The organism is Brevibacterium metallidurans (assembly GCF_037101285.1).
Lineage (GTDB): Bacteria > Actinomycetota > Actinomycetes > Actinomycetales > Brevibacteriaceae > Brevibacterium > Brevibacterium metallidurans.
On the sequence record NZ_BAAAAF010000010.1, the window covers coordinates 59,656 to 84,532 of the forward strand.

General features: G+C 64.1%; 19 protein-coding genes, 1 tRNA gene and 3 pseudogenes. 10 read left to right on the forward strand and 13 right to left on the reverse strand.

Translation table 11 applies throughout. The features are described from left to right. Positions 1–153: 153 nt before the first annotated feature. Both tmk and AACX88_RS12565 read left to right on the forward strand, forming a co-directional pair. On the forward strand, positions 154–2,868 hold the full coding sequence (tmk, locus tag AACX88_RS12560) for a dTMP kinase (RefSeq protein WP_339393278.1): 2,715 nt from the start codon (positions 154–156) through the stop codon (positions 2,866–2,868). After that, positions 2,865–4,022 (forward strand): DNA polymerase III subunit delta', encoded by a 1,158-nt coding sequence (locus tag AACX88_RS12565; RefSeq protein WP_339393279.1) that lies wholly within the window; start codon positions 2,865–2,867, stop codon positions 4,020–4,022. The genes tmk and AACX88_RS12565 overlap by 4 nt, the downstream gene beginning before the upstream one ends. Positions 4,023–4,097: 75 nt before the next feature. Here AACX88_RS12565 and AACX88_RS12570 read toward each other — a convergent pair whose 3' ends face one another. After that, positions 4,098–5,216, reverse strand: a complete 1,119-nt coding sequence (locus AACX88_RS12570) for a M20/M25/M40 family metallo-hydrolase (RefSeq protein WP_339393281.1) — start codon at positions 5,214–5,216, stop codon at positions 4,098–4,100. Between the two features lie 252 nt (positions 5,217–5,468). Between AACX88_RS12570 and AACX88_RS12575 the strand changes: the two genes are divergently transcribed. Further along, a tRNA-Thr gene (locus tag AACX88_RS12575) sits at positions 5,469–5,541 on the forward strand. A 119-nt stretch (positions 5,542–5,660) separates the two neighbouring features. Here the strand turns inward: AACX88_RS12575 and AACX88_RS12580 are convergent. Continuing rightward, positions 5,661–6,719, reverse strand: coding sequence for an IS1249 family transposase (locus AACX88_RS12580; protein WP_422614444.1), 1,059 nt, complete (start codon positions 6,717–6,719; stop codon positions 5,661–5,663). Then, positions 6,704–6,781: pseudogene (locus AACX88_RS17685) on the reverse strand (transposase-like zinc-binding domain-containing protein); the annotation flags it as partial. The gene AACX88_RS12580 and the pseudogene AACX88_RS17685, both read right to left, overlap by 16 nt. 244 nt (positions 6,782–7,025) lie before the next feature. On the opposite strand from AACX88_RS17685, the gene AACX88_RS12585 reads away from it, so the two are divergent. Then, positions 7,026–8,045: a P63C domain-containing protein gene (locus tag AACX88_RS12585; RefSeq protein WP_339393283.1), complete on the forward strand. Its 1,020-nt coding sequence runs from the start codon at positions 7,026–7,028 to the stop codon at positions 8,043–8,045. 365 nt (positions 8,046–8,410) lie between these two features. Here AACX88_RS12585 and AACX88_RS12590 read toward each other — a convergent pair whose 3' ends face one another. Further along, a complete protein-coding gene (locus AACX88_RS12590) occupies positions 8,411–8,950 on the reverse strand; it encodes a phospholipase A2 (protein WP_339393284.1) in 540 nt (179 codons plus the stop codon). Between the two features lie 486 nt (positions 8,951–9,436). On the opposite strand from AACX88_RS12590, the gene AACX88_RS12595 reads away from it, so the two are divergent. Together AACX88_RS12595 and AACX88_RS12600 are read left to right on the forward strand one after the other, a co-directional pair. After that, positions 9,437–9,892 (forward strand): hypothetical protein, encoded by a 456-nt coding sequence (locus AACX88_RS12595; protein WP_339393285.1) that lies wholly within the window; start codon positions 9,437–9,439, stop codon positions 9,890–9,892. Continuing rightward, the gene (locus AACX88_RS12600; RefSeq protein WP_339393286.1) at positions 9,889–10,398 is read left to right on the forward strand and encodes a hypothetical protein; all 510 of its coding nucleotides are present in this window, start codon (positions 9,889–9,891) and stop codon (positions 10,396–10,398) included. Before AACX88_RS12595 ends, AACX88_RS12600 begins: the two co-directional genes overlap by 4 nt. 579 nt (positions 10,399–10,977) lie before the next feature. Here AACX88_RS12600 and AACX88_RS12605 read toward each other — a convergent pair. Then, entirely contained in the window at positions 10,978–11,655 is a 678-nt protein-coding gene (locus tag AACX88_RS12605; protein ID WP_339393287.1) for a hypothetical protein, read from the reverse strand. A gap of 594 nt (positions 11,656–12,249) precedes the next feature. Here AACX88_RS12605 and AACX88_RS12610 point away from each other — a divergent pair. Then, positions 12,250–13,492: pseudogene (locus tag AACX88_RS12610) on the forward strand (ISL3 family transposase). 201 nt (positions 13,493–13,693) lie between these two features. Here the strand turns inward: AACX88_RS12610 and AACX88_RS12615 are convergent. The 3 genes and pseudogenes from AACX88_RS12615 to AACX88_RS12625 form a co-directional block, all read right to left on the reverse strand. Further along, positions 13,694–14,164: a VOC family protein gene (locus AACX88_RS12615; RefSeq protein ID WP_339393288.1), complete on the reverse strand. Its 471-nt coding sequence runs from the start codon at positions 14,162–14,164 to the stop codon at positions 13,694–13,696. Positions 14,165–14,358: 194 nt separating this feature from the next. Then, a pseudogene (locus AACX88_RS12620) lies at positions 14,359–14,667 on the reverse strand (transposase); the annotation flags it as partial. Positions 14,668–14,721: 54 nt separating this feature from the next. Then, entirely contained in the window at positions 14,722–15,090 is a 369-nt protein-coding gene (locus tag AACX88_RS12625; RefSeq protein ID WP_339393289.1) for an antitoxin HicB, read from the reverse strand. Between the two features lie 599 nt (positions 15,091–15,689). On the opposite strand from AACX88_RS12625, the gene AACX88_RS12630 reads away from it, so the two are divergent. Beyond that, positions 15,690–17,405: a pyroglutamyl peptidase gene (locus tag AACX88_RS12630; protein WP_339393290.1), complete on the forward strand. Its 1,716-nt coding sequence runs from the start codon at positions 15,690–15,692 to the stop codon at positions 17,403–17,405. A gap of 7 nt (positions 17,406–17,412) precedes the next feature. Here AACX88_RS12630 and AACX88_RS12635 read toward each other — a convergent pair whose 3' ends face one another. The 4 genes from AACX88_RS12635 to AACX88_RS12650 all read right to left on the reverse strand — a co-directional run bounded on the left by AACX88_RS12635 (position 17,413) and on the right by AACX88_RS12650 (position 21,877). Beyond that, entirely contained in the window at positions 17,413–18,939 is a 1,527-nt protein-coding gene (locus AACX88_RS12635) for a hypothetical protein (protein ID WP_339393291.1), read from the reverse strand. 52 nt (positions 18,940–18,991) lie between these two features. Beyond that, positions 18,992–19,858 carry a M48 family metallopeptidase gene (locus tag AACX88_RS12640; protein ID WP_339393292.1) on the reverse strand — a complete coding sequence of 289 codons (867 nt, stop codon included), beginning with the start codon at positions 19,856–19,858 and terminating at the stop codon, positions 18,992–18,994. Between the two features lie 225 nt (positions 19,859–20,083). Beyond that, a complete protein-coding gene (locus tag AACX88_RS12645) occupies positions 20,084–20,560 on the reverse strand; it encodes an HD domain-containing protein (RefSeq protein ID WP_339393293.1) in 477 nt (158 codons plus the stop codon). Positions 20,561–20,590: 30 nt separating this feature from the next. Beyond that, positions 20,591–21,877: a C45 family autoproteolytic acyltransferase/hydrolase gene (locus tag AACX88_RS12650; protein WP_339393294.1), complete on the reverse strand. Its 1,287-nt coding sequence runs from the start codon at positions 21,875–21,877 to the stop codon at positions 20,591–20,593. 129 nt (positions 21,878–22,006) lie between these two features. Between AACX88_RS12650 and AACX88_RS12655 the strand changes: the two genes are divergently transcribed. Then, positions 22,007–22,840 (forward strand): SA1002 family membrane protein, encoded by an 834-nt coding sequence (locus tag AACX88_RS12655; RefSeq protein ID WP_339393295.1) that lies wholly within the window; start codon positions 22,007–22,009, stop codon positions 22,838–22,840. Between the two features lie 70 nt (positions 22,841–22,910). Here the strand turns inward: AACX88_RS12655 and AACX88_RS12660 are convergent, their stop codons facing one another. Further along, on the reverse strand, positions 22,911–23,303 hold the full coding sequence (locus AACX88_RS12660) for a hypothetical protein (RefSeq protein ID WP_339393296.1): 393 nt from the start codon (positions 23,301–23,303) through the stop codon (positions 22,911–22,913). A gap of 365 nt (positions 23,304–23,668) precedes the next feature. On the opposite strand from AACX88_RS12660, the gene AACX88_RS12665 reads away from it, so the two are divergent. Next, the gene (locus AACX88_RS12665) at positions 23,669–24,877 is read left to right on the forward strand and encodes an acetyl-CoA C-acetyltransferase (RefSeq protein WP_339393297.1); all 1,209 of its coding nucleotides are present in this window, start codon (positions 23,669–23,671) and stop codon (positions 24,875–24,877) included.

Consider the following 24,877-nt stretch of genomic DNA (forward strand, 5'->3'; position numbering starts at 1 on the left):
CACGGCTCCAGAGTAGAGGATGGGCGTACGCGAAACCGGGTGGCGGGCGGACAGGCGAGGCCTTCCAAGAGATATGTCAGAAGCTGCGGATAGGGTAGTGGCGTGAGCATGTTGACGACTACAGGACATCGACTTCCCGGCGCTCCTGGCCGGTTGGTCACCGAAACCGCGGTCTGGGGCGCTCTCATCGTCCTCGCTGCGATCAGCTACGTCGTGGCCGGCACCAGCGGGTACCTCACGACCGTCAGCGGTCGCGGGTTCACGATGATCGGGGAGATGATCGGGGCCGGCGAGTTCGACAACCAGGCCGGCAGCCTCTCCCTCCTCATCGTCTTCGTCCTCGCCGGTGCCGGGCTCTTCATCCCGGCCAAGGTCTTCGCCCGCCGCGGTCCCGCCGTGCGCAAGCTCGCCCTGAGCCTGTCCACCGTCGCCGAGGCTGTCCTCCTCATCGTCCTCAGCCTCGCCCCGAGCGCGTGGCTGAGCTGGGTGGCGGCCCTCGTCCTCGGTGCTGTCGTCGGCCTGCTCATGAGCCTGACCCCGTTCACGAACGAGAAGCCGTGGCGCCGTGTCGGGGTGCCCGCCACCGTGCTCCTCTTCCTCGCCTGCTCGTTCCAGATCATGGGCGGTGCGGCCGCGGGCACACAGGCGCTGGGCTGGATGAGTCTGCTCGTCGGCGTCGCCCTCGTCATCGGTGCCGTGATGATCTACCTCACCCCCGAACGCGCCCTCCACGCGGAGACGGCGACGACCGGGGCCTTCCCGATCGCGAAGGCCCGCGTGGCCAGGCCCCCGGCGTCGATCGAGAAGCCGTGGGTGCCGATCGCGCTCTTCGGGGTCCTCGGCGCCGCGTTCATCCTCGCCCAGCCCACCGCCGTCGAGCACAGCTTCGGTCAGGCCGGGTACGCGCTCATCCTCGTCGTCGCCCTCCTCGGCTGGGCGATCGGCTTCGAGATGGGACCGACGTTCGCCCCCGGCATGTCCCGGCCCCGCGTCTCCGCGTTCGCCCTCGCCGTCTCCGGGCTCCTCCTCGTCGCCACCGGTGCGATCGACGAACTCTCCGGCAAGGTCGTGCTCACCGGGGTCGTCGCGTTCCTCGTCGGCATCGGCGTGCGCTCACAGGTCTACGACTTCTCCCGCCGCATCGGCGCCGTCGGCGGCGGTCTCATCGCGCTGCTCATCAACGCCGTGAACATCACCGTCGACCCGATCGGCACCGCCCCGATCTGGGCGCTGCCCCCGGCCGACGTCGCCTTCGTCCTCATCGGGCTCGCAGCCCTCGTCGCCGGCATCGTCGGACTCTTCGTCTTCGACCCGCACGGCATGCAGGGACTGTCCGTCGACATCGTCCACGGCTTCCGCCCCCACGCGCAGTCCGAGGATGCGAGCAAGGACGGCGTCGGCGCACTCGCCGACCGCTTCGGTCCCGGATTCTTCATCGCCATCGAAGGCGGCGACGGTTCGGGCAAGAGCACCCAGATCGCCCGCCTCTCCCGAGCGCTGGCCGACGAAGGCTACAGCGTCGAATCGACGCGTGAACCCGGCGGCACCGAGCTCGGCCGGCAGATCCGGTCCGTGCTCTTCGACTCCGACCCCCCGAGCCCCCGCACCGAGGCGCTCCTCTTCGCCGCCGACCGCGCCCACCATGTCGCCTCCCTCGTCGACCCGGGTCTCGACGCGGGCAGCATCGTCATCACCGACCGCTACATCGACTCGACGGTCGCCTACCAGGCCGCCGGCCGCGAATTCGATCCGACGACGATCCTCGCGCTCAGCCGCTGGGCGACCGAGGGCCTCATCCCGCACCTGACGATCGTCCTCGACATCGACCCTGAGGTCGCCGCTGAGCGGATGAGCGCCCGCGGAGAGAACAACTACCTCGACGAGGAGAACCAGCCGTTCCACCAGCGGGTGCGCCAGACCTACCTCTCCCGCGCGCAGAAGGACCCGGAGCGCTACATCGTCCTCGACGCCGCCGTGCCCGCTGATCAGCTCTCCGCTGAGATCCTCACCGCCGTCCATGCCCGCCTCCCGCACACCCTGACCAAGGGACGTTCCCTCGCCGAGGCGGACCGGGCGTCCCAGCCCACCCGCCGGTCCGCCGCGGAGCCGGTGCCTCCGGTCGCCGAAGCGGAACCGCAGACGGATGTCGTATCCGAGGAGTCCGAGACCATCGTCTTCGGGACGCCTGGCCCGGTCGATGGCGCCGCCCCGCTCACCGGTGCCTCCGCCGAGGCGGCCGGTCGCGAGTCGAGTGCGACCCCAGCTGCGAGCACCGGTGAGCTCGAGGATGACGACGAGCCGCGAGCGCGTTTCATTCCGGTCTCTGATGAGCGCATCACTCCGAGCGCGGGACCCGATGCCGATGATGACGGGGACGCGACCGATCGTGTTGACCTCGGCGCCGACCTCAGGGACGAGGAGGACAACGAGGCTGTTGTCGTCGAACGTGAGGAGATCGAGGAGGACTCGACGACCGCTGCGCCGGATGCTGCCTCTGCCGATGACGGAGCCGCGTCCGATGACACTCCGATCGAGGACGACTCGGTGTCCGAGAACTCCGCGGAGGAGGCCGCGACGACGGTTCTGCCGGCTGGACGATTCACTCCGAGCGCACCGATGACCGACGAGGACGACCCCGATGAGGCGCCGACGACGGTCATCGACACTTCGGGTGCCGAAGGCTCGGCGGACGACGCCTCGGCGGCAGGCGAAGCCGAGACCACGGTGCTGCCGGCCCCCAGCGCCCGGCAGATGAGCCGCGAGCGGCTGCAGGCGCAGGCCGAGATCGAACGCCAAGCCCGTGAGCGGGTCCGCCGGCAGCGTGAGCGCAACCGGAGCCGGGGACGCGGACCGGAGGGGACGCGGTGAGCGTCTTCGACGAACTCGTCGGCCAGGACGACGTCGTCCGTCAGCTCGAGTACGCGCTCCACTCGCCCGGGGCGATGACGCACGCATGGCTGTTCACGGGCCCTCCCGGGTCAGGGCGGTCGAATGCCGCCCGCGCCTTCGCGGCCGCGCTCATCTCCGGCGGTGAGGCACCCAACGAGGTCACCGACCGGGTGCTCAAAGGCCACCACGAGTCGCTGACGATCATGTCGACGCAGAAGTCCGTCATCGCCATCGACGAGGTGCGCGAACTCGTCGGCCGGGCGCAGTCCGCGCCGGTGAACTCGCCGTGGCGGGTCGTCATCATCGAAGACGCCGACCGGATGACCGAACGCACTGCCAACGTCCTGCTCAAGGCGATCGAGGAACCGCCGCCGGCGACCGTGTGGCTGCTCTGCGCGCCGAGCCCGATCGACGTGCTTACGACGATCCGCTCCCGGTGCCGTCCGGTGCGGTTGCGGATCCCTTCGCGCGAAGCGGTCGCGAGTCTCCTCATCGACCGCGACCACGTCGATCCCGAACGTGCGAGGTGGGCGGCCGCGGTGGCCCAGAACCACATCGGGCGTGCGAAGTACATGGCGCTGAGCGAGTCGGCCGCCGACGAGCGACGGAAGATCCTCAAGATCCCCGGTCAGCTCACCTCGGTGGGGGCGACGATCCGCTTGGCCGGTCGCATCGTCGAGGAGGCCGCGGAGACGGCGAAGGCACGCGTCGAGGAGCGCAACGCGAAGGAGCGCAGCGACCTCATGGACACGCTGGGCATCGCCGGAGAGAAGACGATCCCGCCGACGGCTCGGGCGCAGATCCGCAAGCTCGAGGAGGAGCAGAAGCGGCGGTCGGTGCGTGCCCGCAACGACGAACTCGACCGGATCTTCCTCGAGCTCATGAGCCTCTACCGGGACATCCTCATGTTCCAGCTGGGCATGCGCGATGGGTGGATCAACGCCGGTGAGGACGATCTCATCGCCGAGCAGGGCAACAAGGACACAGCGGACACGACGCTGCTGCGCATCGATGCGATCGCCGAGGCGCGGCGGCGTCTGCAGACGAACATGTCTCCGGTGCTCATCGTCGAATCGGCGTTCGTCCTGCTCTCGAACCCGTGGCTCGCGCAGAACCGCGACGGCGCCGCCTGAGTGCACCGGCGGTGTCTTGAAGCAGTCCGAGCGCTGAGGCCGGCCGAGCGCTGAGGTCAGCGGGGTGCGGGGTGCTCAGTCTTCGTCGAGGAGTTCGCCGACGAGGGCGGCGGTGAGTTCAACGCGGCGGGGTATCCACACCTGAAGGGCGTGTTCGGTCCGGGCGTGGGATCCGCCGCCCACGGTGCCCAGCCCGTCGAGGGTCGGGGTGCCGACTCCTGCCGTGAAGTTCCCGTCCGAGCCCCCGCCGACGGCGACCGAACGCAGCGGCGGATGACCGAGGCCTGCCGCCAGGCGCTGGGCGCGGGCGTAGAGGCCCATCGCCATCTCCTCTTCGAGCGGTGCCCGGTTGATGCCGCCGCGCAGGTGGAGCTTCGCTCCGGCCACGGTCGGGGTCAGGGAGCGCAGCTCCGCGTCGATGCGCTCCTGTTCGTAAATGGTGGCCGCGCGGGAGTCGATGCCGACGACCGCCTCGGCGGGGACGGTGTTCGTCGTCGATCCGCTGCGCATGACGGTGGGTACGACGGAGGTGCCGACGGCGGGGGAGTGGAGGGCGGCGATGCTCACGACCTGGTTGGCGATCTCGACGGTCGCGTTGATGCCCTTCTCGGGTTCGACTCCGGCGTGGGCGGCGAGGCCGTCGACTTCGAGTTGGTAGATGGCGACGCCTTTGCGGGCGATCTTGACCGAGCCGTCGGGGGCGCCGCTTTCGAAGACGAGGGCGGCCTTGGCGCCGCGGGCTTCGTTCTCGATGATCTCGCGTGAACCCGGGGAACCGAGTTCCTCGTCGGAGGTGATGAGGACGCTCACCCCGTCGAGGCTGCCGCGTTCGGCGCGCAGCTGGGCCATGGCGTAGAGGGCGATGAGGATGCCGCCCTTCATGTCGTCGGCGCCCGGGCCGCGGACGACGCCGTCGGCGGCGGAGAACGGGAACGACTTCAGCGTTCCGGTCGGCCAGACGGTGTCGTGGTGGCCAATGAGGACGACTTCGCGGTCGCCGGTGCCGAAGCGCCAGAGCAGGTGCGGGTGCCCGTCGGTCTCGATGACGTGCGGGGCGGCGCCGAGGAGGCCGGTGCCGATACGGGAGATGAGGCGGGCGCTGCGGGCCAGCGACTCCGGGTCGTGGGAGAACGATTCGCATTCGATGAGCGCTCGGAAATCGCTCATGAACTCGGTGGAATCGAACTCTCTCACGGATGCGGTCCTCTCGGCAGGGTGGTGGTGTCCTCCCAAGGTTAGCGAGTCCGGGCGGTGTGACACGTGTCGCACCCGCGCTGACCAGGGAACGAGGCGGTTCGCCGAGGTGCGGGGAGGGGATCCGTTCGGTCGGTGAACGTGCTGGTGAGCGTACCGTGGAGGTTATCGGTGGGCCCCGGAGGCGTCCCCGCGGGGACGCGATCGCCGTTTTGACCGGTGGCGCACCCATTGGCTAGAGTTGGTGCGGTTGCCGCCTTAGCTCAGTCGGCAGAGCGATTCACTCGTAATGAATAGGTCGCGGGTTCGATTCCCGCAGGCGGCTCGGTGACCAGGCCGGATACTCAGGTATCCGGCCTTTGTCATATCCGGATGACACGATTACGACACGCATTAGGGGTTATAGGGGGTTACAGGACAAAAAGTGTGTCTTTCCCGGGCGCGTCACCCGCTTCGTCCTCCCCACCCCTTCTGGATCCCGATGCCGTCTTCCCACGAGAACCCTGTCCCGTACTCCACCGGTCCGACCGGCTCCTCACGAGGAGCACGCACACGCTTCGGCGGTGCCCAATGCTCCGGCCCGACCAAGGACCACCCCGTCCCGGCCTGATGAGACCTCTCGAAGAGGAACCAGTCCACCCCACGCCGGGCATGCCCCTCACTCAACCCGCGGTGTGCCCGCAGCAGTCCTTTGATGCCCGCATTGATCCCGCCTTCTAACGCGTTCGTCGTCCGCGCGAGCTCGATACCCTCGTCAGCGGCATCCAACCAGGTGAACAAGTGCCCTTTCGCGATGATTCGTGAGAGGAAGAAATACGCTCGACGGGTCCGCAGATGCGTGTACCACCACGACTGTCCACGACGCACATGCGCCGGCCTCGCACCGGCGTCCTTGGCCCTGGTGCGATGTTTGAGGAACCGTGACCACTTCGCCTCCCACGACGCGAACGCCGCCAACCAGGCTGCTGCGTGATCGCGGGAGTCAACCCGCGGCAGCGCTTGATAGAAGCGCAGTAGTTCCTGGTTGGCCGGCAAGCTCGGATTCCGGGTCAGGTGCCGGTGTCCGGCCTGCCGGATATGGAAGAAACACCGTTGGATGCGGGTATCTGGCCACAGTGTCTCGATCACGGTGGTCAAGGGACCGTTGCCATCGACGACGGCGTATCTCGGGGCAGGGATACGGGCGATCAACGCCGTCCAGGACGCGGTCTTCTCCCGATCACACCACAGCCAGTGAATGACCTTCTCCCCGGTGTAGGCGATGAGGACGCACCACCCGTTGAAATAGGTGCCATCGAGCATGATCTGGTCATGGATCTCCCCAGTCGCTGACACGGTCGGGGCGACTCGCCAGCACCATTGGGTGCGGCGGCGGAAGGTCCGGGTCGACCCGAAGTGATCGGCAGCCGGGGACCGAGTAGCCAGTCGAGGAAGACCCTCAGCTCGGTTCTTCGTGTCGATACGGCCCGGGCACCGGTGCTGCTGGCCCCGCAGTTCGGGCACCGGTACCTCGGTGTTCCAGCACTGGTCGTACCGTTCTTCTTCAGCCTTGTTTGACAGATCACGCATGTACGTCGATTGCAAGCACCCCATCGATGCTAAGCCCGATCAGCTAAGCAAACCCCGTGTTGCCATTGGGATTGCTGGGCAAGACCCTGATCCGAGACACACTTTCTGTCCTATAGCCCGGGGCGGGGCGTTTTGTCTCCGCCTGACCACGGCGAGCAATGTGTGCCCATCAAATGCTCTTGCCGCAAGCATTGATTCGACATGCTTGCATAGGCACGATCTCCGCCTTAGGATGCAAGCATGGATGACAAGATGCATGCAGAAAGCGATGACGAGCACGTTGACGGAAAGGCTGCTGGCGGCAGAGCCAGAGCAGAGAAGCTCACTCCTCAGCGACGTACAGAGATCAGCCGAGCAGCGGCAAAGAAGCGATGGGAGTCAGTGGACAAGGTTGCAATCTGCGGATCGACAGATAAGCCGTTGGTCATCGGCGATATTGAGCTCACCTGCTACGTCCTCGATGACGGCACACGAGTCCTTACCCAGTCCAGCTTTCTCCATGCGCTCGGCCGACACCGAAGGGCGAACACTAGAGCCAGCAGTGGTGTCCCTCCGATTCTCCAAGGCCAAGCGATAGCTCCGTTTATCCCAGACGAGGTACTGGCGAAAGCTGAACCGATTACCTTTCGACCGCCCTCAGGCGGAAAAGCGAGTGGGTATAACGCGGAGCTGCTCCCTGACGTCTGCGAAATCTACCTCGAAGCAAGGGAGTCGGGAGCGCTCCCGTGGCAGCAGGAGCATGTTGCCCGGCAGGCGGAGATCATTATCCGCGGGCTTGCCAGAGTGGGGATCATTGCGCTCGTTGACGAAGCTACTGGGTATCAGGAGATCCGACAGCGTGATGCACTCGCCCTGATTCTCGAGGAGTTTGTCGCAAAGGAGCTGCAGCCTTGGGTGAAGACGTTCCCTCCGGAATTCTACGAGCAGATGTTTCGCTTGCGGGGCCTTGACTATCAGAGTGGGCAGGTTCAACGGCCCCAGTATTTTGGGAAACTCACCAACGACGTCATCTACGATCGCCTCGCTCCAGGAGTGCTAAATGAGCTGAAACGCAAGGTAGAAAGAGACCGATCGGGCCGTCCAAGGGAGCGCTTGCACCAGCACTTGACATCCGATTCTGGGCACCCGCGACTTAGGGAACATCTGGCATCAGTCATCTCGATCATGAAACTCAGTACGGATTGGGAAGACTTCAAGACCAAGATTGACACCATTCACCCAAAGTATGGGCACACACTGCCCTTGTCGCTCGAGGTCTAACGATGCCAGCCCCCACCGTCACCGCGGTGGGGGGCCTTCCGTCATGTCCGCTTCTGGTAAGCCAGCCGTGTTGGTCGCCAAATTGGTACCGTTCGATCGCTCAACAGGCTTCGGTGGTCAGCTGTGAATCTGCGTGTCGGTTCGCGACTTTCCCCTGCTGCCAAGGAGAAGAGCTGTCCAGATCACCGAGCCGAGGATGAACGGTGCGCTCACTAACCAGCTCATCAACATTATGGCGGTGACTGTTATCCAACCGTCCTCAACGGCGGCCGCCCACACCGTCATGACGACACATCCCGCTAACATTAATACTGCCACGCTAAGCAATGACAAATAGGAAATCTTTCGAATTCTATTTTTCGGGATCACCAGGGGTTGCCCTTTCCTTTGTAATGCTTTTTACCGCCGATGCGCACTGCTTCGAAGTAGACTACTGCAACGGTCTTGCAAATGAAGACTTCCTTCTTTCTCTTGTTGCAGAGGCTTTTCATGTTCTCACGGAATCTGGCGTCACACACGTTTCTATTGGTCCTGGAGTTCTTTCCGTAACACAAGTCGTGCTTATCGCAGGCAGATTTAAATATTTTGTTCCACTTCGCCGCTGCCTTCTTCAACTGCTTCGGTGTTGAGCATCCGTTAGGCTTCGCATAAGGTTGCAAGATTATCGGACCGAGCGAGTCCGAACTGTAGTAGTCCTCGATAAGTGCGTCCTCGGAAATGTCGCCATCGATCTCGACGCCCTCGTCCTTCAGGATCTGCAACGCCTTGCCAAGTTCCGATATGGCTTCCCTGTCGACATTGGCAGGCTCGGTAGCACTCGCAGGGGCACCGGTAAGTGCTGCGGCGAGAGCGACTGCGACCAGCGAGGTAATCGCAACTCGAAGATGGACAAATTTGAACTCCATGAAAAACTCTCCGTCCTTGGCGCTAGATGCAAGGACACCCTCCCAGAGAACTTCAGTGCGCGCATCGCACGAAAGTATGAAATCTGTGGAGCGTTCATATGCACTGGAGTGCCGCAACGGACCGATCTTCTTCGTGGGCTTCGATGCCGATGGCTCGCACTCTCTGCACGGTTCTAATTATATCTCTGCGCCTCCGATTCGCGATGTTTCGTGAGGTCCGTGCGCGCCCCCTGCTCAAGCAGGTCGGCTTCCCAGGCGTCGATCGTCTCGGGTAGCCAGCCCCGTGTTGAGCCGACCATCGCGTTCGGTTCGAAGTCCCGGAAGTCGACACCACCCCACCCGGCGACGACTACACACCCCGCCACTGACACCCGGCCCAGTCCCTCACGCCGAGGGGCGGGGCCTTCCGTCATGTCCTGGGGTCGTGCGGCGAGACAGACTAGAGCCGTGGTTAACTAGATCCTGAAATCCAGTTTCCGAAGAGAGATGACAGTGGGACTCACCAGCGGCTGCAGATGCGTCATCGACCCCTACTACTGCCTCCAGTCCGAGGAATACGTCACTCAGCTCAACGATGAAGATGGCAGATTCAGGAGCGCACCCCAACCCCACCGCGAGAACGAGTTGTCCGTGTTCCGTGGAAGAAGTACTCTTGAGGAGGCCCTGGCGCGCAGGATCCGATCCGTGAGGCCTCCATTCGACGCGGATCTTCTCGACGGTCGGGTGGTCAGGTTCGCTTCCGTGAGAGACTTGCGAGATGCTGGATTCGGGGTCGTCCACACCCCGGCCAAGAAGATCAAGAACGACATCCACTGCTCGATCGTTCTTCCGCCATTACCAGACGACGAAGTGTTGGCAGAGTGGCCGACCCTCCCCATAGACTTTCCAGCACTACTTGATAGCCTGTTCGAAGTACAAGTCACCCAGGAGGTGAAGAAGTGAATATCGAAGACGCGATCTACCGCGGGTATCTCGCGTGGTCACCATCGCCCAGCACAACAAACTTGGATGTGTGGGTGGACGATCATGTCCCAATGGCCGGGACGCTCATGATCGAGGGGGCTACAATCGCGTTCAGCGCAATCCTGGAACCGACTGAGGCAGTTTCGGTCTGGATCTATGCCGAACTGAACCCCGCCGAGGTGGCATTCCTCGGCGACCATGTGTTCGAAGACGTCCACGATGCCGACGATTACCTGAATTCCGTCTTCTCAAGCCGCCCGGTGGCCTACGCAACCACAAGAGACTACCGTATTCGTCAGTTCAGCCTTTGCGACCTCAAGGGTAGATCTCCTGTGAAGGGCGCACTCGACTTCCTGAGAATGGTTAGTGACGCACTGACTCTCATGGCTCCAAAGAGCTCGGACGGCAGTGTCGTCGCGAAGTCCTCCGAGGTCGAACAAATTGACGTTGAGGCCGAGAAGTTCAAGCGACTCGTCTCAGCCTGACCCCCTCATACGACGAGGCCCCCACCGCATCACACGGTGGGGGCCTTCCTTCATGTCTGTTCAGGGACGCACGATGTACCATTAACTCACCCCTGCCTTTCCTCGGAGTGAGAGTTTGGTGATCAGGACTTAGCCCCGCCAACATTGCAGATTTTGGCATTGCGGCGGGGCTAAGCGGTTCAGGAGTGGAGGTGGATCGTCCCCTCCAAGTAGCCGGAGTCTCTCGTCTCGCCCGGCTTTAGTGAGGGGCGATGGTCGTACCTCGCGATTCTAACGCTATCCTTTTGTCTCCCGAAGGTGACGACTGCGAACACCTCAACTACTCGAGGGGATGGGCTTTGCGATCGTTTAGCCCATTCCAGAGTCTCGTCAAGGCCCGCCCCGGAAGATTCGTACACCGCGACGGACGTGAGATCTTGCGGATCAGATTCGTCACCATGCCAGAACGCAACGCGAAAGGCGTCGACTACGTCTTCGCGTCGGACATCTCGTTCGTCGATTAGGTGAAACGCTTGGTCGTTCATCGATGCCTCAATTGGTAGTGTCGGCGCAGACTCGAGTCACGCAAGAGTTGCTGTTTCAGATCTTCTTCCAGACGGTCTTCGACAGTGAGCCTGATCTCTTGCCCGAAAGAGACGGGTGGCTTGTGACTATCCATGTGCTCGTGCCGTTCCAGAAGCCCGTACCTCTACCGCCATTCGACCCCACTACTGGAGTATAGTACGGGGAAGAGTACTTTCCGGTATTGGCCGTGACTGTAATTCGCGCGTCACTTCGAGCCCGTGTCTGAGCTTTGCCAGGCCTTGCGCTTGAGCTGGCAGCAGGGTACAAGCTCAGCAATCCTTTGACTCGCAATTTGATCTTAGTGCTCACTCCTTTCGACTCGCATTTGTAACGAGTCTTGTATATAGCACCGCCCGCACCGCTAGAGTAATGGGGATAATCAACCCTGATGTCGCATTTCACAAAGCCAGCATTTGCCTCTTCCGATGATTCGGAACTTCGAGAAGCGACCTGGCCCCCGAGCGTTACGGTCGTCTCAACGTAGTCCCGGGTGTCGCCGGCTTGTCGAAGGATCTCCGCTTCCGACATATTGAGTGCGTCCGTCTCGACTCGTTCGGACCACGCTTCGTACTGCTGCATGGCGAAGGAGCTGATTTGTGCGTCTTCCTCTACTTCTGCGCCGGCAGGGGAGGAGGTACCCGCTGCGAGTAGGATCGATAGGCTTATCGCCAAAACTACCTTGAGTGGCTTCATTGCGGTTCCCATTCTGTTAAATCCGCCTCGAAAGCGAAGATGCAACCGAGCGTCGGAGTATGGTGAGCTGATACTAAGCAGTAGGAACCTCTACTTGGTCGGAGGAAGTGGGCCACTGTCAAAACTGTGGCCAAAATGAGATGCTAACTCACGCTCGGGACTGTCGTCTTCGTCAAGACATCGCGCATGCCGCATCGTTCGACGTGCGCCCCTATGTGTGAAGCCACTGAGTCGTGTTCAGCTCGTTCTGAATTGGTGACAGTTCCAAGGGTCGTGTCCGTGCCATCATTCAAGGTTGGAAGAGACAGCACAGAAGAACAACCAGGAGGATCCGCGTGTCTATCTACGAGGAAGCAGTTCGGCCTGCTGGTCGAACTCTCGCCGAAGGCGTCCGCCGCTTTCAAAAAGGAGTGGTCTGTGAAGTCCCGGAATGCGCCTACACCCTCGACGGTCTGAGCGTCGGCGACTTTGAAGGCTCTTCGTAAACGAGAGTGTAGGTCGGTGATCCCAGGACACGGCGAGTCTTTGCCCGGATAGAGGTCGAGGTCTTCCGATGATGGAAGTTCCTACACAGTCCATCCGAAAGACCTCGACATGGCCAAGCCTACTTTCTCGACCCCCGACCTCACGACCTTCGCCCGCCTCGACTCCCTCGACCTCACCTGCATCGGCCAACACATCACCGGTCACACAGCCATTCTCGAATGCCGGCCCAACACTGCTGATGACTGGTGCCGACAGTGCGGGGGCCACGGGGTCGTTCGCGATACCGTTGTCCGTCGCCTCGCCCATGAACCCTTCGGCCACCGACCGACCACGCTTCATATTCGCCTCCGCCGGTACAAATGCGTCGAGTGCGGCCGTGTGTGGCGTCAAGACACCAATGCTGCGGCACCACCACGAGGCAAGATCTCTCGAACCGGACTCGACTGGGCACTGCGGGCCCTCGTCATCGATCACGACACCATCTCCGTGATCGCTGCGAAGCTCGCCGTGTCCTGGCACACCGCGAACTCCGCGATCCTCGCCGAAGGCCGGCGCCTGCTCATCGATGATCCGACCCGTTTCGACGGGGTCAGCGTTATTGGTGTCGACGACTCCCCCGCGCGCTGCGCTCTCAAACGGGAGGTACCCCCACTTGTATGGCGGCACACCCGGCATGGCGACAGATACGTCACCGTCATCATCGACCTCACCCCGATTAGCCAGGCAACAGACCCAGCACGTCTGCTCGACATGATGCCCGGACGCTCGAAGCAGATGTTCAAGCAATGGTTGAGAGCCCGTCCGAAAGCCTGGCGTGATGGCATCGACGTCGTCTCCATGGATGGATTCTCCGGGTTCAAAACCGCCTCGGTTGAGGAACTGCCCGATGCGGTGGAAGTCATGGACCCGTTCCATGTCGTCAAGCTCGCCGGTGATGCTCTCGATGATGTTCGTCGTCGTATTCAGCAGGAGACAACTGGCCATCGTGGACGAGCGAAAGCCCCCCTGTATCGGGCGAGGAGGACTCTGCACACCGGAGCTGATCTGCTCACGACTAAGCAGCAGGAGAGACTCGCGGGCCTGTTCACCGATTCGAGCTTCACCGAAGTCGAAGTCACCTGGGCTGGTTGAGCTCAGACGGTTGGGACCGACTCTGAAGCGTCGAGCTGCTGATGTGCTCGCGTTCTTCACCCGGCCGGGAACGTCGAATGGTCCGACTGAGGCGATCAACGGCAGGCTCGAGCATCTGCGGGGATCGGCGTTGGGGTTCCGTAACCTCACGCACTACATCGCGAGATGTCTGCTCGAGTCCGGTGGATTCAGACCGGTTCTACACTCACGTTTACGATGAGCCACGTTAGCGGCGGCAGTCCCCGCAAGATCATTCGTGGGAATCATGGTGAAAGCGTGCGCGAGAATCTTCATAACTCGGCTCAAATTTTGCTGAACGGGGACTCGCCATTGTCTTCGAAGTCCTCAAAGCGCACTGTAGCGCGTTTCGATGTTGCGACACTGGTACCTCCAGTCTGCCGCCTGCGATCACCCCAGGGTGCTACTTTTGGTGAGATCCCTCATACTCGATGAACTGCGCATCGTCGTTGACCGAAGTTCCCCGATATTCCACCTGCTGTTCACTGGGCACAAGATCTTGGTAGTAGCCGAGCCGATTACCCCACGGGTCGGAGAAGTCGACAAACGCAACAACTCCAGGCAGCTGCGAGGGTTCGGAATGCTCAATTCCTGACGAGTCGAGAAAGTCCAGTGCAGCACGGAGGTCGAGCACACGGAATCGCATTCTATTGTGCATAGGCGCTGCGTCTGCTTTGCCTCCGACCTGAACCCAGCATTCTTGGCCTGAAATCGGAGACCACTCGAAGAAATCATCATGCGGTTCGAACTCCGGTTCGCGCCCGAATAGCGTGCTGTAGAACGATCGTGCTGTGGCAGTCTCGTTGGTCGGCACGTACACCTGCACAGTGACGCCCGCGGTAATAGGAGCAGAGTTCATCGAACCGTCACTCATAGCTATATCCTCCATATCACTAGCCTCGATTTTTCATGAGTCAGTGCTCGGGCATGGTTGCAGCCCCATTGCTGTCCACTGACTCTGATTCTCGCATGCGGGTAGGACACGACACCGTGTGACGCCACGATTGCCGCGGGGACTCCTGATCCCGGCGTTCCTTCTCGATCGTTCGGATACGGGCACCAACCACTTCAGCCCGGTGCTGGTCCCGGCAGTGTCCGTACATTGCCCAGTCCGGCGAGGATGGCCTCAGCCCAGGTGGCAATCGCCTTGATATGAACCACCACTCAACGAGCAGTGCGCGCGATCGTCGCGGACACCGAGTAAATGTGCATGCGCAGCTTCTTCGGTTCCCACCGGCGGATCTCGTGAGTCGGGAACGCCAGCAGGGACATCCAGGCCTCGATCTCTCCGGCCAGGGCGACAACAGCCAACCAGAATGGGTTCTGGTCGAACCCTTTCAAGGGGAAGTTCCGCAGCCCGGAGTCCTTGCAGACTCTGGGGTCTTGCCACCAGGGCAAGAACCACGCGATGAGAGCAGTTGCGTTGTGTCGTCAGCCGTCGAGCTGGCTGACTCTCCCTCGAGAGATCTCGAGGATGGCAGCGACATCGGAGACGCTGAGATGGCGCGCGCGGAGATCGCGAACGACCTCCCGGGACAGCCGCGCAGCCTCGACTTGGAGATCTGCTGCGTGTGCGGTTGCGCGTTTGCTCTCGGCGATCCTTTTGGTGAGCTCCCCCAGGTCGGGGATGACGTGGATCTCCCAGGTGCTGTGATCGACATCGGGGTTGACGGTGTCGAGGTAGTCGATGACCTGGTCGCTGGCATTGGCGAGGGTCCGCACCTGAGTGATGTTGTCCTCGTCGATCTCGAGTTCCCAGCCGCCTGACCGCTGTCGGGCGGTGACGTTGATGGTGCTCACTTCTCGTGGTCTCCCTTGCCTTGGGTCATCGTAAACCCTGATCGCTGGAGGAGTTTCACCAGCTCGCGATACTTCATCGGTTTCGTCATAACGAAATTTATCCCCCTATACAGGCACTATCAAGAGGGGGTAAGCACCGCGCGGAAATCGCCCACGCAAGCGCCGCCGAGATGGCCGCCGGCGCTCCACTCGCGCTGAGAGCGATCAAGGAGGTGGGCACAGCGGTCGAGACGGTCGGAATCAAGGAGGGATTCGCACTACTGCGATCGGGTGAGCTCCCAGGCTATATCCGCATGCTCGAATCGGAACATGCGGCGGAGGGGCCGAGAGCCTTCGCGGAGAAGAGTGATCCTCGCTGGCGGTGTCGCTGACTTCGTCGGACACGCCGTGGCCGCGAGCGCTGCCTGTGGTCTGCCCGACGCACAGTCTCGACCGGGCTCCTTGCCGCGGCAGGCGAAAGTGGTCAGCACGGCTGTCTCAGTTGTTGAACAAACACAGATGTTGTGATGAACGATCCTGCTACAGTGCAACACGTACTTGTGTTGTGAACCACATTGGCGTGGTGCCGGACTCAGGCATCCGATCGTTGAAAGCTGAACATGAAACCCCTGACGAAACGAACTCTTGCCCTGCCCGCAGTCGCGGCCGTCGTCGCCTCGACACTGTCCATCGGCGCCCCCGCGGCGGCGACGGAACAGACGTTCACCCCAACGTGCGTGGAGGATCCCACCGCACTCGGAGTCGAAGAGGCGCTCGTCTACGAACCGGCCCCGCGCGAACTGCTCAGTGCAAGCGGACTCGACCGGGTCGCCACCGATTTCGCCGCCGAGCTGTGCTCACTCACCGGCACGGATGGGCTGTCTGCCCTCGTCGAGGAACGCGCCCGAGGTCTATGGCAGAAAGGCATCCTCGCCGCCCGGGCGATGGGAGCCGACGGCGAACTCGACGCGGACGATCGGCCCCTCTACTGGGCGCGCCTGGCGATGACGGGTGCACTGCGCCAGTGGTCGGCGGCCAACGACGTGCCGCAGAAGACCCTCGAAGCGGAACTGGCGAAGCTGGATGCGCTCTCCCGCGGACAGGACACGCTCGATCCGGACGCCAGTGAGCGTGATGTCGTCGTGCTCACCGGCTTCGACCCGTTCTTCCTCAACCGTGACGCGCGGATCTCCAACCCCTCCGGTGCCATCGTCCTCGCTCTCGACGGCGAGATCGTTCAGGGTCCGAACGGACCGGTCGAGATCCAGGCGGCTCTGTTCCCCGTGAGGTGGCGCGACTTCGGCGACGGCATGGTCGAGAAGGCGCTGACGCCGGCGTTCTCGGCGAAGAACCGGCCGCAGCTGTTCTTCACGATCAGCCAGGGCAGCCCGAAGTCATTCGACCTCGAAGCGTTCAACGGAGCCTGGCGAGGCGGAACGGTCGACAACGAACAGGTCTGCTCCCAGGGGACGACCCCCATCCCGGCTGGGGTGGCGACGGTGAGCCCGCAGCCGCAGTGGACGGAATCGACCCTGCCCAGGCAGGCCATGGTCGACGACGTCGACGGGCAGCCGTTCGCCGTCAACGACCGCCGTTCCGTGGTCGAACTCCCCGCCGGTACCCCGAGCATCGCTGCGCGCCAGGGCTGCCCCGCGGATCGCTCGCTCAATGAGGGAACAAAGCGTGAAGACGGCCCGAGCGAAGGGTCCGTTGCGCGAGCCGGCGGCGGGGGCACCTACCTGTCGAACGAGATCGCCTACCGGGCCACCCTGCTGCGCGACGCGCTGGGCGAGAAGGACCTGCCCGGAGGCCACGTGCACACTCCGGTGCTCGAAGGCGTTCAGAACACCGCGTCGGAGGTGAGCAATCCGGAGTTCGAACGCAATCGTCAGCAGATCATCGCGCAGACGAAGTCGCTGCTCGAAAGCGCCCTGGCCCACGGAACGGTCGGCAGCGACGAGCCCACCGAGACCCCGACCGATACACCCACCGACGAGCCCACGGAGTCACCCACCGACGCTCCCACGGAAGAGCCGACGACCGGCGCGGACACCTCCGCCTCGGCGAACGGGTCCGACGATGGTGCGGACTCCGGAAACGATGCGACAGCGGCCGGAAACAGCGATTCCGCTGAAGCGGGCGCCGACGGCACCGCGAAGAACTCCGCCTCGGACAGCACCGCCTCGGACGGCGCGAACAGCTCAGACGCTGCTGACGAAGCCGGCCGACTGCCGCGCACCGGTGGTCTGCCGCTGTCGACGGCGGGGATCGGAGCACTCCTCATCGCCGCCGGAGCCGCGCTCGTCATCGGGGTCCGACGCCGCCGGAGCAGGTGAGGTCCGCTCAGCCGAGGTCGATCTTCGTGCTCCGGGCCCGGTCGTAGACGTATGTGGCCGTGAGGCCGACGACGAGCGCGAGGACAAGCGCGAAGATCAGACCCACGGCCGTCGGCAGGGCATAGGAGAGGACCGTCCACCGATTGCCCTGACCGAGGAGCAGCTCGGTGACCATGCCGAGATCGGCGTCGCTTCCGGAGAGGGAGAACGCCCTGGTCGCCCCTGACTGGGCGATGACCCAGATGAGGGCGGCGACCGCGGCGAGAGCCCCGAAGAGGGTGCCGACCGCATCGTTGACGGTGAGGACGATGCTCACGAGCACTGCTGCCAGCAGTGTGAGGAAGCAGAGGACCGCGAGGATCCTCAGCAGCGGAAAGGCCCCGACGCCGAAGAATCCCAGCCCGGTGACGGCGATCGTCGCGACGAGACCAAGCACCGCGACGCCGACGACTCCGATGAGGAGTTTGACCGAGAGCAGCGCCTGTCGGGGGAACGGCCGCTGCGTGCGCATCGACCGCCACGGACCGACGAGGACGAGGCTGAGCCCGGCGGCACGATTGACGACGAACGAGGCCGTCAGCGCCACCGTCACCGCACCGAATCCGAGGGCGATGAGCACGGCCGGCACCCACGTGTGCCCGAACCAGATCGGTGAGCCGTGGGAGGACTCCTCCGCCGAGGCGGCCGCAGGGTCAGTCGCCTCAGCTGTCGGCGCGGCCGTCGGCTCGGGCTGGGCTGTCGGTTGTCCCATCCCCTCCGCCGGTGCCGACGGGGACGTGAACGTGTCGACCGGAGCGGGGCCGGAGACTTCCTCGACCGCCGTTGTGAAGGGGCGTTCGAAGGCCTTCGCGGTCTCACTCGGCGACCGTGGGCAGTCGGAGGCACCGGAGGGGTCGCAGGTGAGCTTTCCGGCGACGGTGCGGATCTGGTTCGACACGTACTCGCCCGCCTGCCGCATGACTTGGTCTTCGTACTTCCTGACCACGAATCGGTCCTCGCTCAGCGCCTGAGGTCCGGCGACGATGGTGATCGTGTAGGTCGGAGCTCTGTCGAGCGTCCCCGCGGAGTAGGCGCGGATGTCGTCGATCACCGTGGGCGTGAGCTGCTTCGGCAGGATCACTGCGAGCACCGAGGTGCCGTCCTCGACCTGCGCGCGGGCGCCGTCGGGTGAGAGCGTGCGCTCCTCGGTGCCGAACTCGTCGACGACCGCACCGGTTTTGAGCTGTGTGAAGTACTCCTCGGAGAAGGAGAGGAAGTCGACCTTGGCGCTCTGGATCGCCGGCATCTCCGTGATCTCATCGTCGATGCCGACGGCGACGGAGTAGCTCGGCTTGGAGTCGACCGGCGGTGGGGGAGCACTCTGGTCAGCGGGTTCGGTGACGGTGGTGAGGGATTTCTCGAACTGGGCGAGTGCCGGCGCGAGGATCACCAGGGAGAGGACGAAGACGCTGAGGCCGGCCAGCAGCGGCCAGAGGAGGAGCCGGCGGGGACGACCGCCGCTCAGGGCCGAGGCGGCGAAGAGAAGTGAGCGCACCCGCCCATTGTCGCATCGTCAGCTGTGGCCGTCGCCACAGAGCGGATGAACCTCAGAGCATCTTCCCCTGGACGTTCCACCCCTGAGTCCTGACCAGGCTGAGGGCCTTCATGCGGCGGAAGCCGACGGCGTGACCGGAGAGGAAGTTCGACAGTCGCAGCCAGAACCCGTTCTTGTGGCGGTCGACCGAGCGGATGTAGGCCTCGGTGTCGACCTTCCCGGCGAGGTTCTTGCCGGCGAAGAGGGCGATGAGCTTCATCGCATCCTGCGGAGCGTAGAACGAGGCGGTGCGATCGGCGGTGTACTCCTGGGCGCGGGAGAGTGTCGGTGAGAGGCGCAGCAGGGTGAGGATCGGCTGGATCCCGTTGCGCCACAGATTGACGTGACCGCACTTGATGTGGCCGAGTTCGTGGGCCATGATGAAGCGCAGCGCTCCGAAGTCCCCGTAGACGTAGGCGAGATCGACGATGTCGCTGTAGACGACGACGTAGCCGCGCTGGAGCTGGCACTTCGAGGCATACGCGTTCATCATGCCGTTGCCGTTGATGACATAGATCTGAGGGATCTCCGACATCGGTCCGGTACCGGAGCCGAATCCCATCTGCACGGCGAGGTCGTAGTAGACGCGGTGGAGCTCGGGAAACTGCTCAGGGGTGATCTCGACGCCGTTGGAGATCTTCGACCAGAACAGGTAGCGGATGTAGACGAAGCTGATGACGGGCAGGAAGAGGCCGACGAGCACGGCGGTCGCCCACGAATCCACCGGGATGCCCGAGAGGAGCAGCGCGAGAGCTGCGAGGGCGATGATCCCGGTGAGGACGATGCCGAGGACGAGCATCGGCATCTCCGCACGATGCCGAAGCTGGCTGACCGTGGGGCCGTAGGGTCGGACCGGGGCGGGGGACTGGCTGGCGGTCATCTCTGTTCCTCTGCGTATTGGGGATGGGACAGTTCTGTGGGGACTGCCTTGTGGGGGACTGCTCTGCGGGGATGGACTCGTCGGTGTCGTTCGGGATCGGCGAGGTCGCCGAGCCGCGGGGATGACGCCGAGCGGAAAGCCTGCGAAACACTAGCACGGGTCACCGTCCCGCGTGCCTCGACCAGCACTGCCGTCACGCCCGGCGAGCCGGATTGCCGAACTCTCTCAGCGCGGCTCCACACCGAGGAGTTCGTAAGCGCGCCGATACTTCTCGCGCAGCCGTGACCGGGTCTCCTCGTCGAGGAGGGCCTGCCTGGCCGGGTCGGTGTTGTCAGCAAGATCGGCGGTCTTGACGAGGACAGCGAACCGGTTCGCCCGCACTCGGGCGAAGTAGTCCACGACATCCTCCCCGGATCGCTTCGTCACGGCGATGACGGCGTCGACCACCTCGGCGGGGAAGTCACGGCGCAGATCCGATTCGGTGACCGCAGTGTCCTCGACGACGTCGTGGAGCCAGGCTGCGGCGATCACCCAGGCCGCCTCGTCGTCTTCGAGGCCGTCGGCCGCCACGGCCGAGCGAGCGTTCGCCGCGACCCTGCGCGGATGCTCGATGTAGTCCCGGCCGGCCTTGTCGACCTGTCCGCGGTGCGCCTCGGTGGCGACCGACTCGGCGCGACTGGTGAGATCATCGGGGGATTCCATGGCTCTCCTCGGGGTCGGAGCGGGAGTGGTTCAGCGCCAGCGCTGCCACGCCGCCTGACGGCTGACGTCGGCGAGTTCGGCGACTCGGGCCCACGAGTTGTGCTCGGCCAGCAGGCGGGCACTGGTACCCAATGCCTCCCCGACCTCGGAGGACAGGGAGATGAGCGCCGAGAACGCGGCAGGATCGGGGGAATGGGCGAGGCCGGTGATCGCCTCACGCGCGGAGGCGACGAGTTCGGTCACGGCGGCCTCGGCGGCACTCGGGTCGGGGACCTCTCCTGTGCCCGAACCGGAACCGGAACCGGTGTTCGTTCCCGGAGCGCCGAGATCCACAGGTTCGGTGCTGTCGTCGTCGAGAGTCACAACGATCATCTCCTCTGGAGAGTTGAGGCTGCGGGTCCAACTCCGGGAGTGCCAGCGGTATTCGACCTCGCCCCTCAGGGGCCGATAGACGGCAGTGTACAGGGTGCCGAATGCGTTGTCGTAGTCGCTGCTGAAGACCCCCGGTCCGAGCATCGCCTCGGCCATCCCATCGACTCCGCGGCCGTCCTCCAGGGCGTCGGTGAGCAGGTCCTGACGTTCGACGCTGCGGAAGCGGCGGGCGTGGTCGGGGTACTCCGGGCTCCTGCCGCGGTGGTTGGTCGCGACCGGATCCTCGATGATCTCGGGAGCCATGCCGGGGCCGACGTAGGCGGTGACGCTCCTGCCGGTCGCATCGACCATGGTGAGGTTGTAGTACATCGACACCGGGATCGTCGCGAGCCGACGCAGTGCTTCGGGAACGTCTCCGGCGACTTCGAGGAGGAAGCGCACGACCAGGGGCGCGGCGAAGCCGTCCCCGTCGCCGGGGCGACCGCCGAAGGCGAGGGACACCGCCAGGCCGTCCTCGTTGAGACCGTCGAGCAGTCCCCACAGGCAGTCCGAGGTGCCGATCACCCGACGGGAGGCGTACCGGGTCGAGGCGTGGACCTGTTCGAAGAGTTCGAGCCCGTAGTCGTAGTTGCGCAGCAGAGCGGGTTCGGGAGAGGACATGGCGACCTGCGAGCAGCCGGGCAGGAAGCGCGGCGGATTCCAGAGGGTGAGCATCCGCGCGGCCGTCTCATCGCCGCCGGCAAGGTCGACGAGTCGCTGCCAGGTGGGCACGAGCTCGGGCATGTGCTCGCGCAGTTTCGCCTCGGCGGTGGCCAGATCGGGGCGGGCCAGGTCGCCGTCGCGGAGGTACCAGGCACGGTAGGCGGGCCAGACGGCGTCGAAGAGCGCCTTCCAGCGGGTCGAGGGACGGTCTTCGGTGATTCCGTAGAATGTGAAAGAAGTCATGTGTCAAGGTTAGGTTGACAAGCGATCGAATGTCAAGAAATTCTTGACAACTTGTGTGGGGCATCGGTTCGACATGGGGGCCTGTGTACTCTGAGATCACGCGGATCGTCGAGGCGAACGGAGAATCCCATGTCGACGCTGCTCCACCTCATCGCCTTGGGCGTGCTGCTCTTCGTCATGGGCTACCTCACCGCGCAGCCGGGCCGCCGCAGCTGGCGGAAGATGGCCGGATTCATCGGCGCGACCGCCCTGGCCGTGGGGATGACGGTGCTCGGCATGATCCTCGTCATCGTCATCCTCGGCCTCTACATCGGTTCGATCGCCCTGCTCAACCTCGAGCTCGGGCTCTTCCTCGGCATCATCTCCGTGGCTGTGGCCGCAGGCATCCTCATCTTCCTCATCGTGTGGCCGATCGTCACGCGCACCGGCATCTCGGTGGAACTGCTGACGATCACCGAGTACTACATCCAATGGATGCTCATCTACGTCACCGTCTACCAGGTCGTCTTCGACCAGCTCAAAGGCTTCGGGAAGGCGATCGGCGAGATCGAGGTGTCCCAAGAGCTCAATTCCTACCTCTCCACCGTCCTCAATCCGACCGCGCTCATCGCGATCCTCCTGCCCGTCCTCCTCGCCGTATGGGTGGCCGTGGCGATCGCGAAGTTCCGGCTCGAGGCGCTCGAGCGCGACGATGCCGACTCCTCCCAGCCCGCGAGTATGCAGTCCGCATCGGTCCAGGTTCCATCCTCACCCGCCGAGGTGGTCGACCGTCCCGAGGCGACTGTCCGCCCGGATGAGGCTGCCCGTCCGCGGGAGGCTGATCTTCCGGATGCGGCTGTCCGCCCGGATGAGACTGGAGTTTCGGGGACGGCAGGCGTTTCGGAGACGACGAAACGCCCCGCCGAGGCGGATCGTCCCGAAGGGGGCGACCCGCCCGACGAGGCGCGTCATCCGAAGCACTGAGCTCTGGCCGCAGCGCAGGAGTGTGCTCGGCGTCGAGAGCTGAGCGTTCAGTGCTGCAGCGCTCAGGCGGTCACTTGCGCTTGGGCGTGAACGAGGTCGAGCATGACCACGTCGTCTTGCCCTTCTTCGCCGTCACCGTGACCTTGACCTTCTTGCCCGGGGTTGCACCCGAGATCCGGTAATTGAGATTCGCGGTGCCCTTCTTCGAGGCGGTTGCGGACTTCTTCGTCTTCGTCGTCTTGTAGTGCGCGGTCGTCGTCACCTTCGCCTTCGATCCGACCTTCGAGACCTTGACCGTCGTGTTCGAGTACTGCTTCGGCTTCGAGTTCGACATCGACACCTTGCACGACTTCGATGCCGCCTCGGCGGGGGCCGCATCGACGACGACGGGACCGGCGAGCAGGCCGGCGGCGAGGACGAGTGCGAGGCCCGGACGCAGGCGGGCAGGGGTGATCACGGACATGATTCTCCTGGAGGATCGAGGGGTGAGGTGACGGCTCGGGAAGTGAGGTCGACTCATCTTAATCACTGCGGCTGTTGTCGCGAAAGTCCCCGGTGAGGGGATCGATCGAGACCTTCGTCACAGCATCCTCGGTGAGTGTCGGGGCCTCGCCGAGGCGGTCGGGCGGGACGGGATTTCGTGGCCGAGTGCGGTGTGTTGACCATCACAGCGAAGCGGTGTTCAATGGGAGCGACAGCATTAGTGAACGATCGATCAGCTTTGGTCGACGTCGTCACGCCGGTCGGCTGTCGCCGTCAGGCACGAGTGACCATCATTGCGGGGACCAGCGAGTGATCGCACGCGTCCCTGAGGACTGTGAGGAACACATGAGCGAAGCGTTCATCTACGACGCAGTGCGCACTCCGCGCGGCAAGAACCGCGGCGGTGCCCTGCACGGCACCAAACCCATCGACCTGGTCGTCGGCCTCATCGACGCCCTGCGCGAACGCAACCCCGACCTCGACGATGCCGCGATCGACGACATCGTCCTGGGCGTCGTCTCCCCGGTCGGTGAGCAGGGGTCGGACATCGCCCGCACCGCAGCCCTGGTCGCCGGTCTCGACGAATCCGTCGCCGGAGTCCAGGTCAACCGGTTCTGCGCCTCGGGCCTCGAAGCCGTCAACCTCGCCGCGCAGAAGGTCGGCAGCGGCTTCGAATCGCTCGTCCTCGCCGGCGGGGTCGAATCGATGTCGCGCATCCCGCTCGGCTCCGACGGCGGCGCCTGGGCGCAGGACCCGACGACGAACTTCGACACGTACTTCGTCCCGCAGGGCATCGGCGCCGACCTCATCGCCACCACCGAAGGCTTCACCCGGGCCGATGTCGACGCCTATGCCGCCGAATCCCAGCGAAGGGCCGCCGAGGCGTGGGAGGACGGCCGCTTCGACGACTCCGTCATCCCGGTCAAGGACCTCAACGGCGTGACGATCCTCGACCGCGACGAGCACATGCGTCCCGGCTCGACCGTCGAATCGCTGGCCCAGCTGCCGCCCGCGTTCGCCAAGCTCGCCGCCCAGACCGGCTTCGACGATGTCGCCCTGCAGAAGTACCACTGGGTCGAGGAGATCGACCACGTGCACACGGCGGCGAACTCCTCGGGCATCGTCGACGGCGCCGCTCTCGTCGTCATCGGCGACAAGGAGGTCGGCGAGCGGATGGGCATGACCCCGCGCGCCCGCATCGTCGCCACCGCCGTCGTCGGCTCCGAACCGACGATCATGCTCACCGGGCCCACTCCGGCCACGCAGAAGGTCCTCGACAAGGCCGGACTCACCGTCGACGACATCGACCTCTTCGAACTCAACGAGGCCTTCGCCGCCGTCGTCCTCAAATGGATGAAGGATCTCGACATTCCGCACGAGAAGGTCAACGTCAACGGGGGAGCGATCGCCATGGGCCACCCCCTCGGAGCGACCGGTGCGATGATCCTCGGCACCGTCCTCGACGAACTCGAACGCCGCGACCTCCAGCGCGGCCTGGTCACCCTGTGCATCGGCGCAGGCATGGGCATCGCGACGATCATCGAAAGGGTCTGA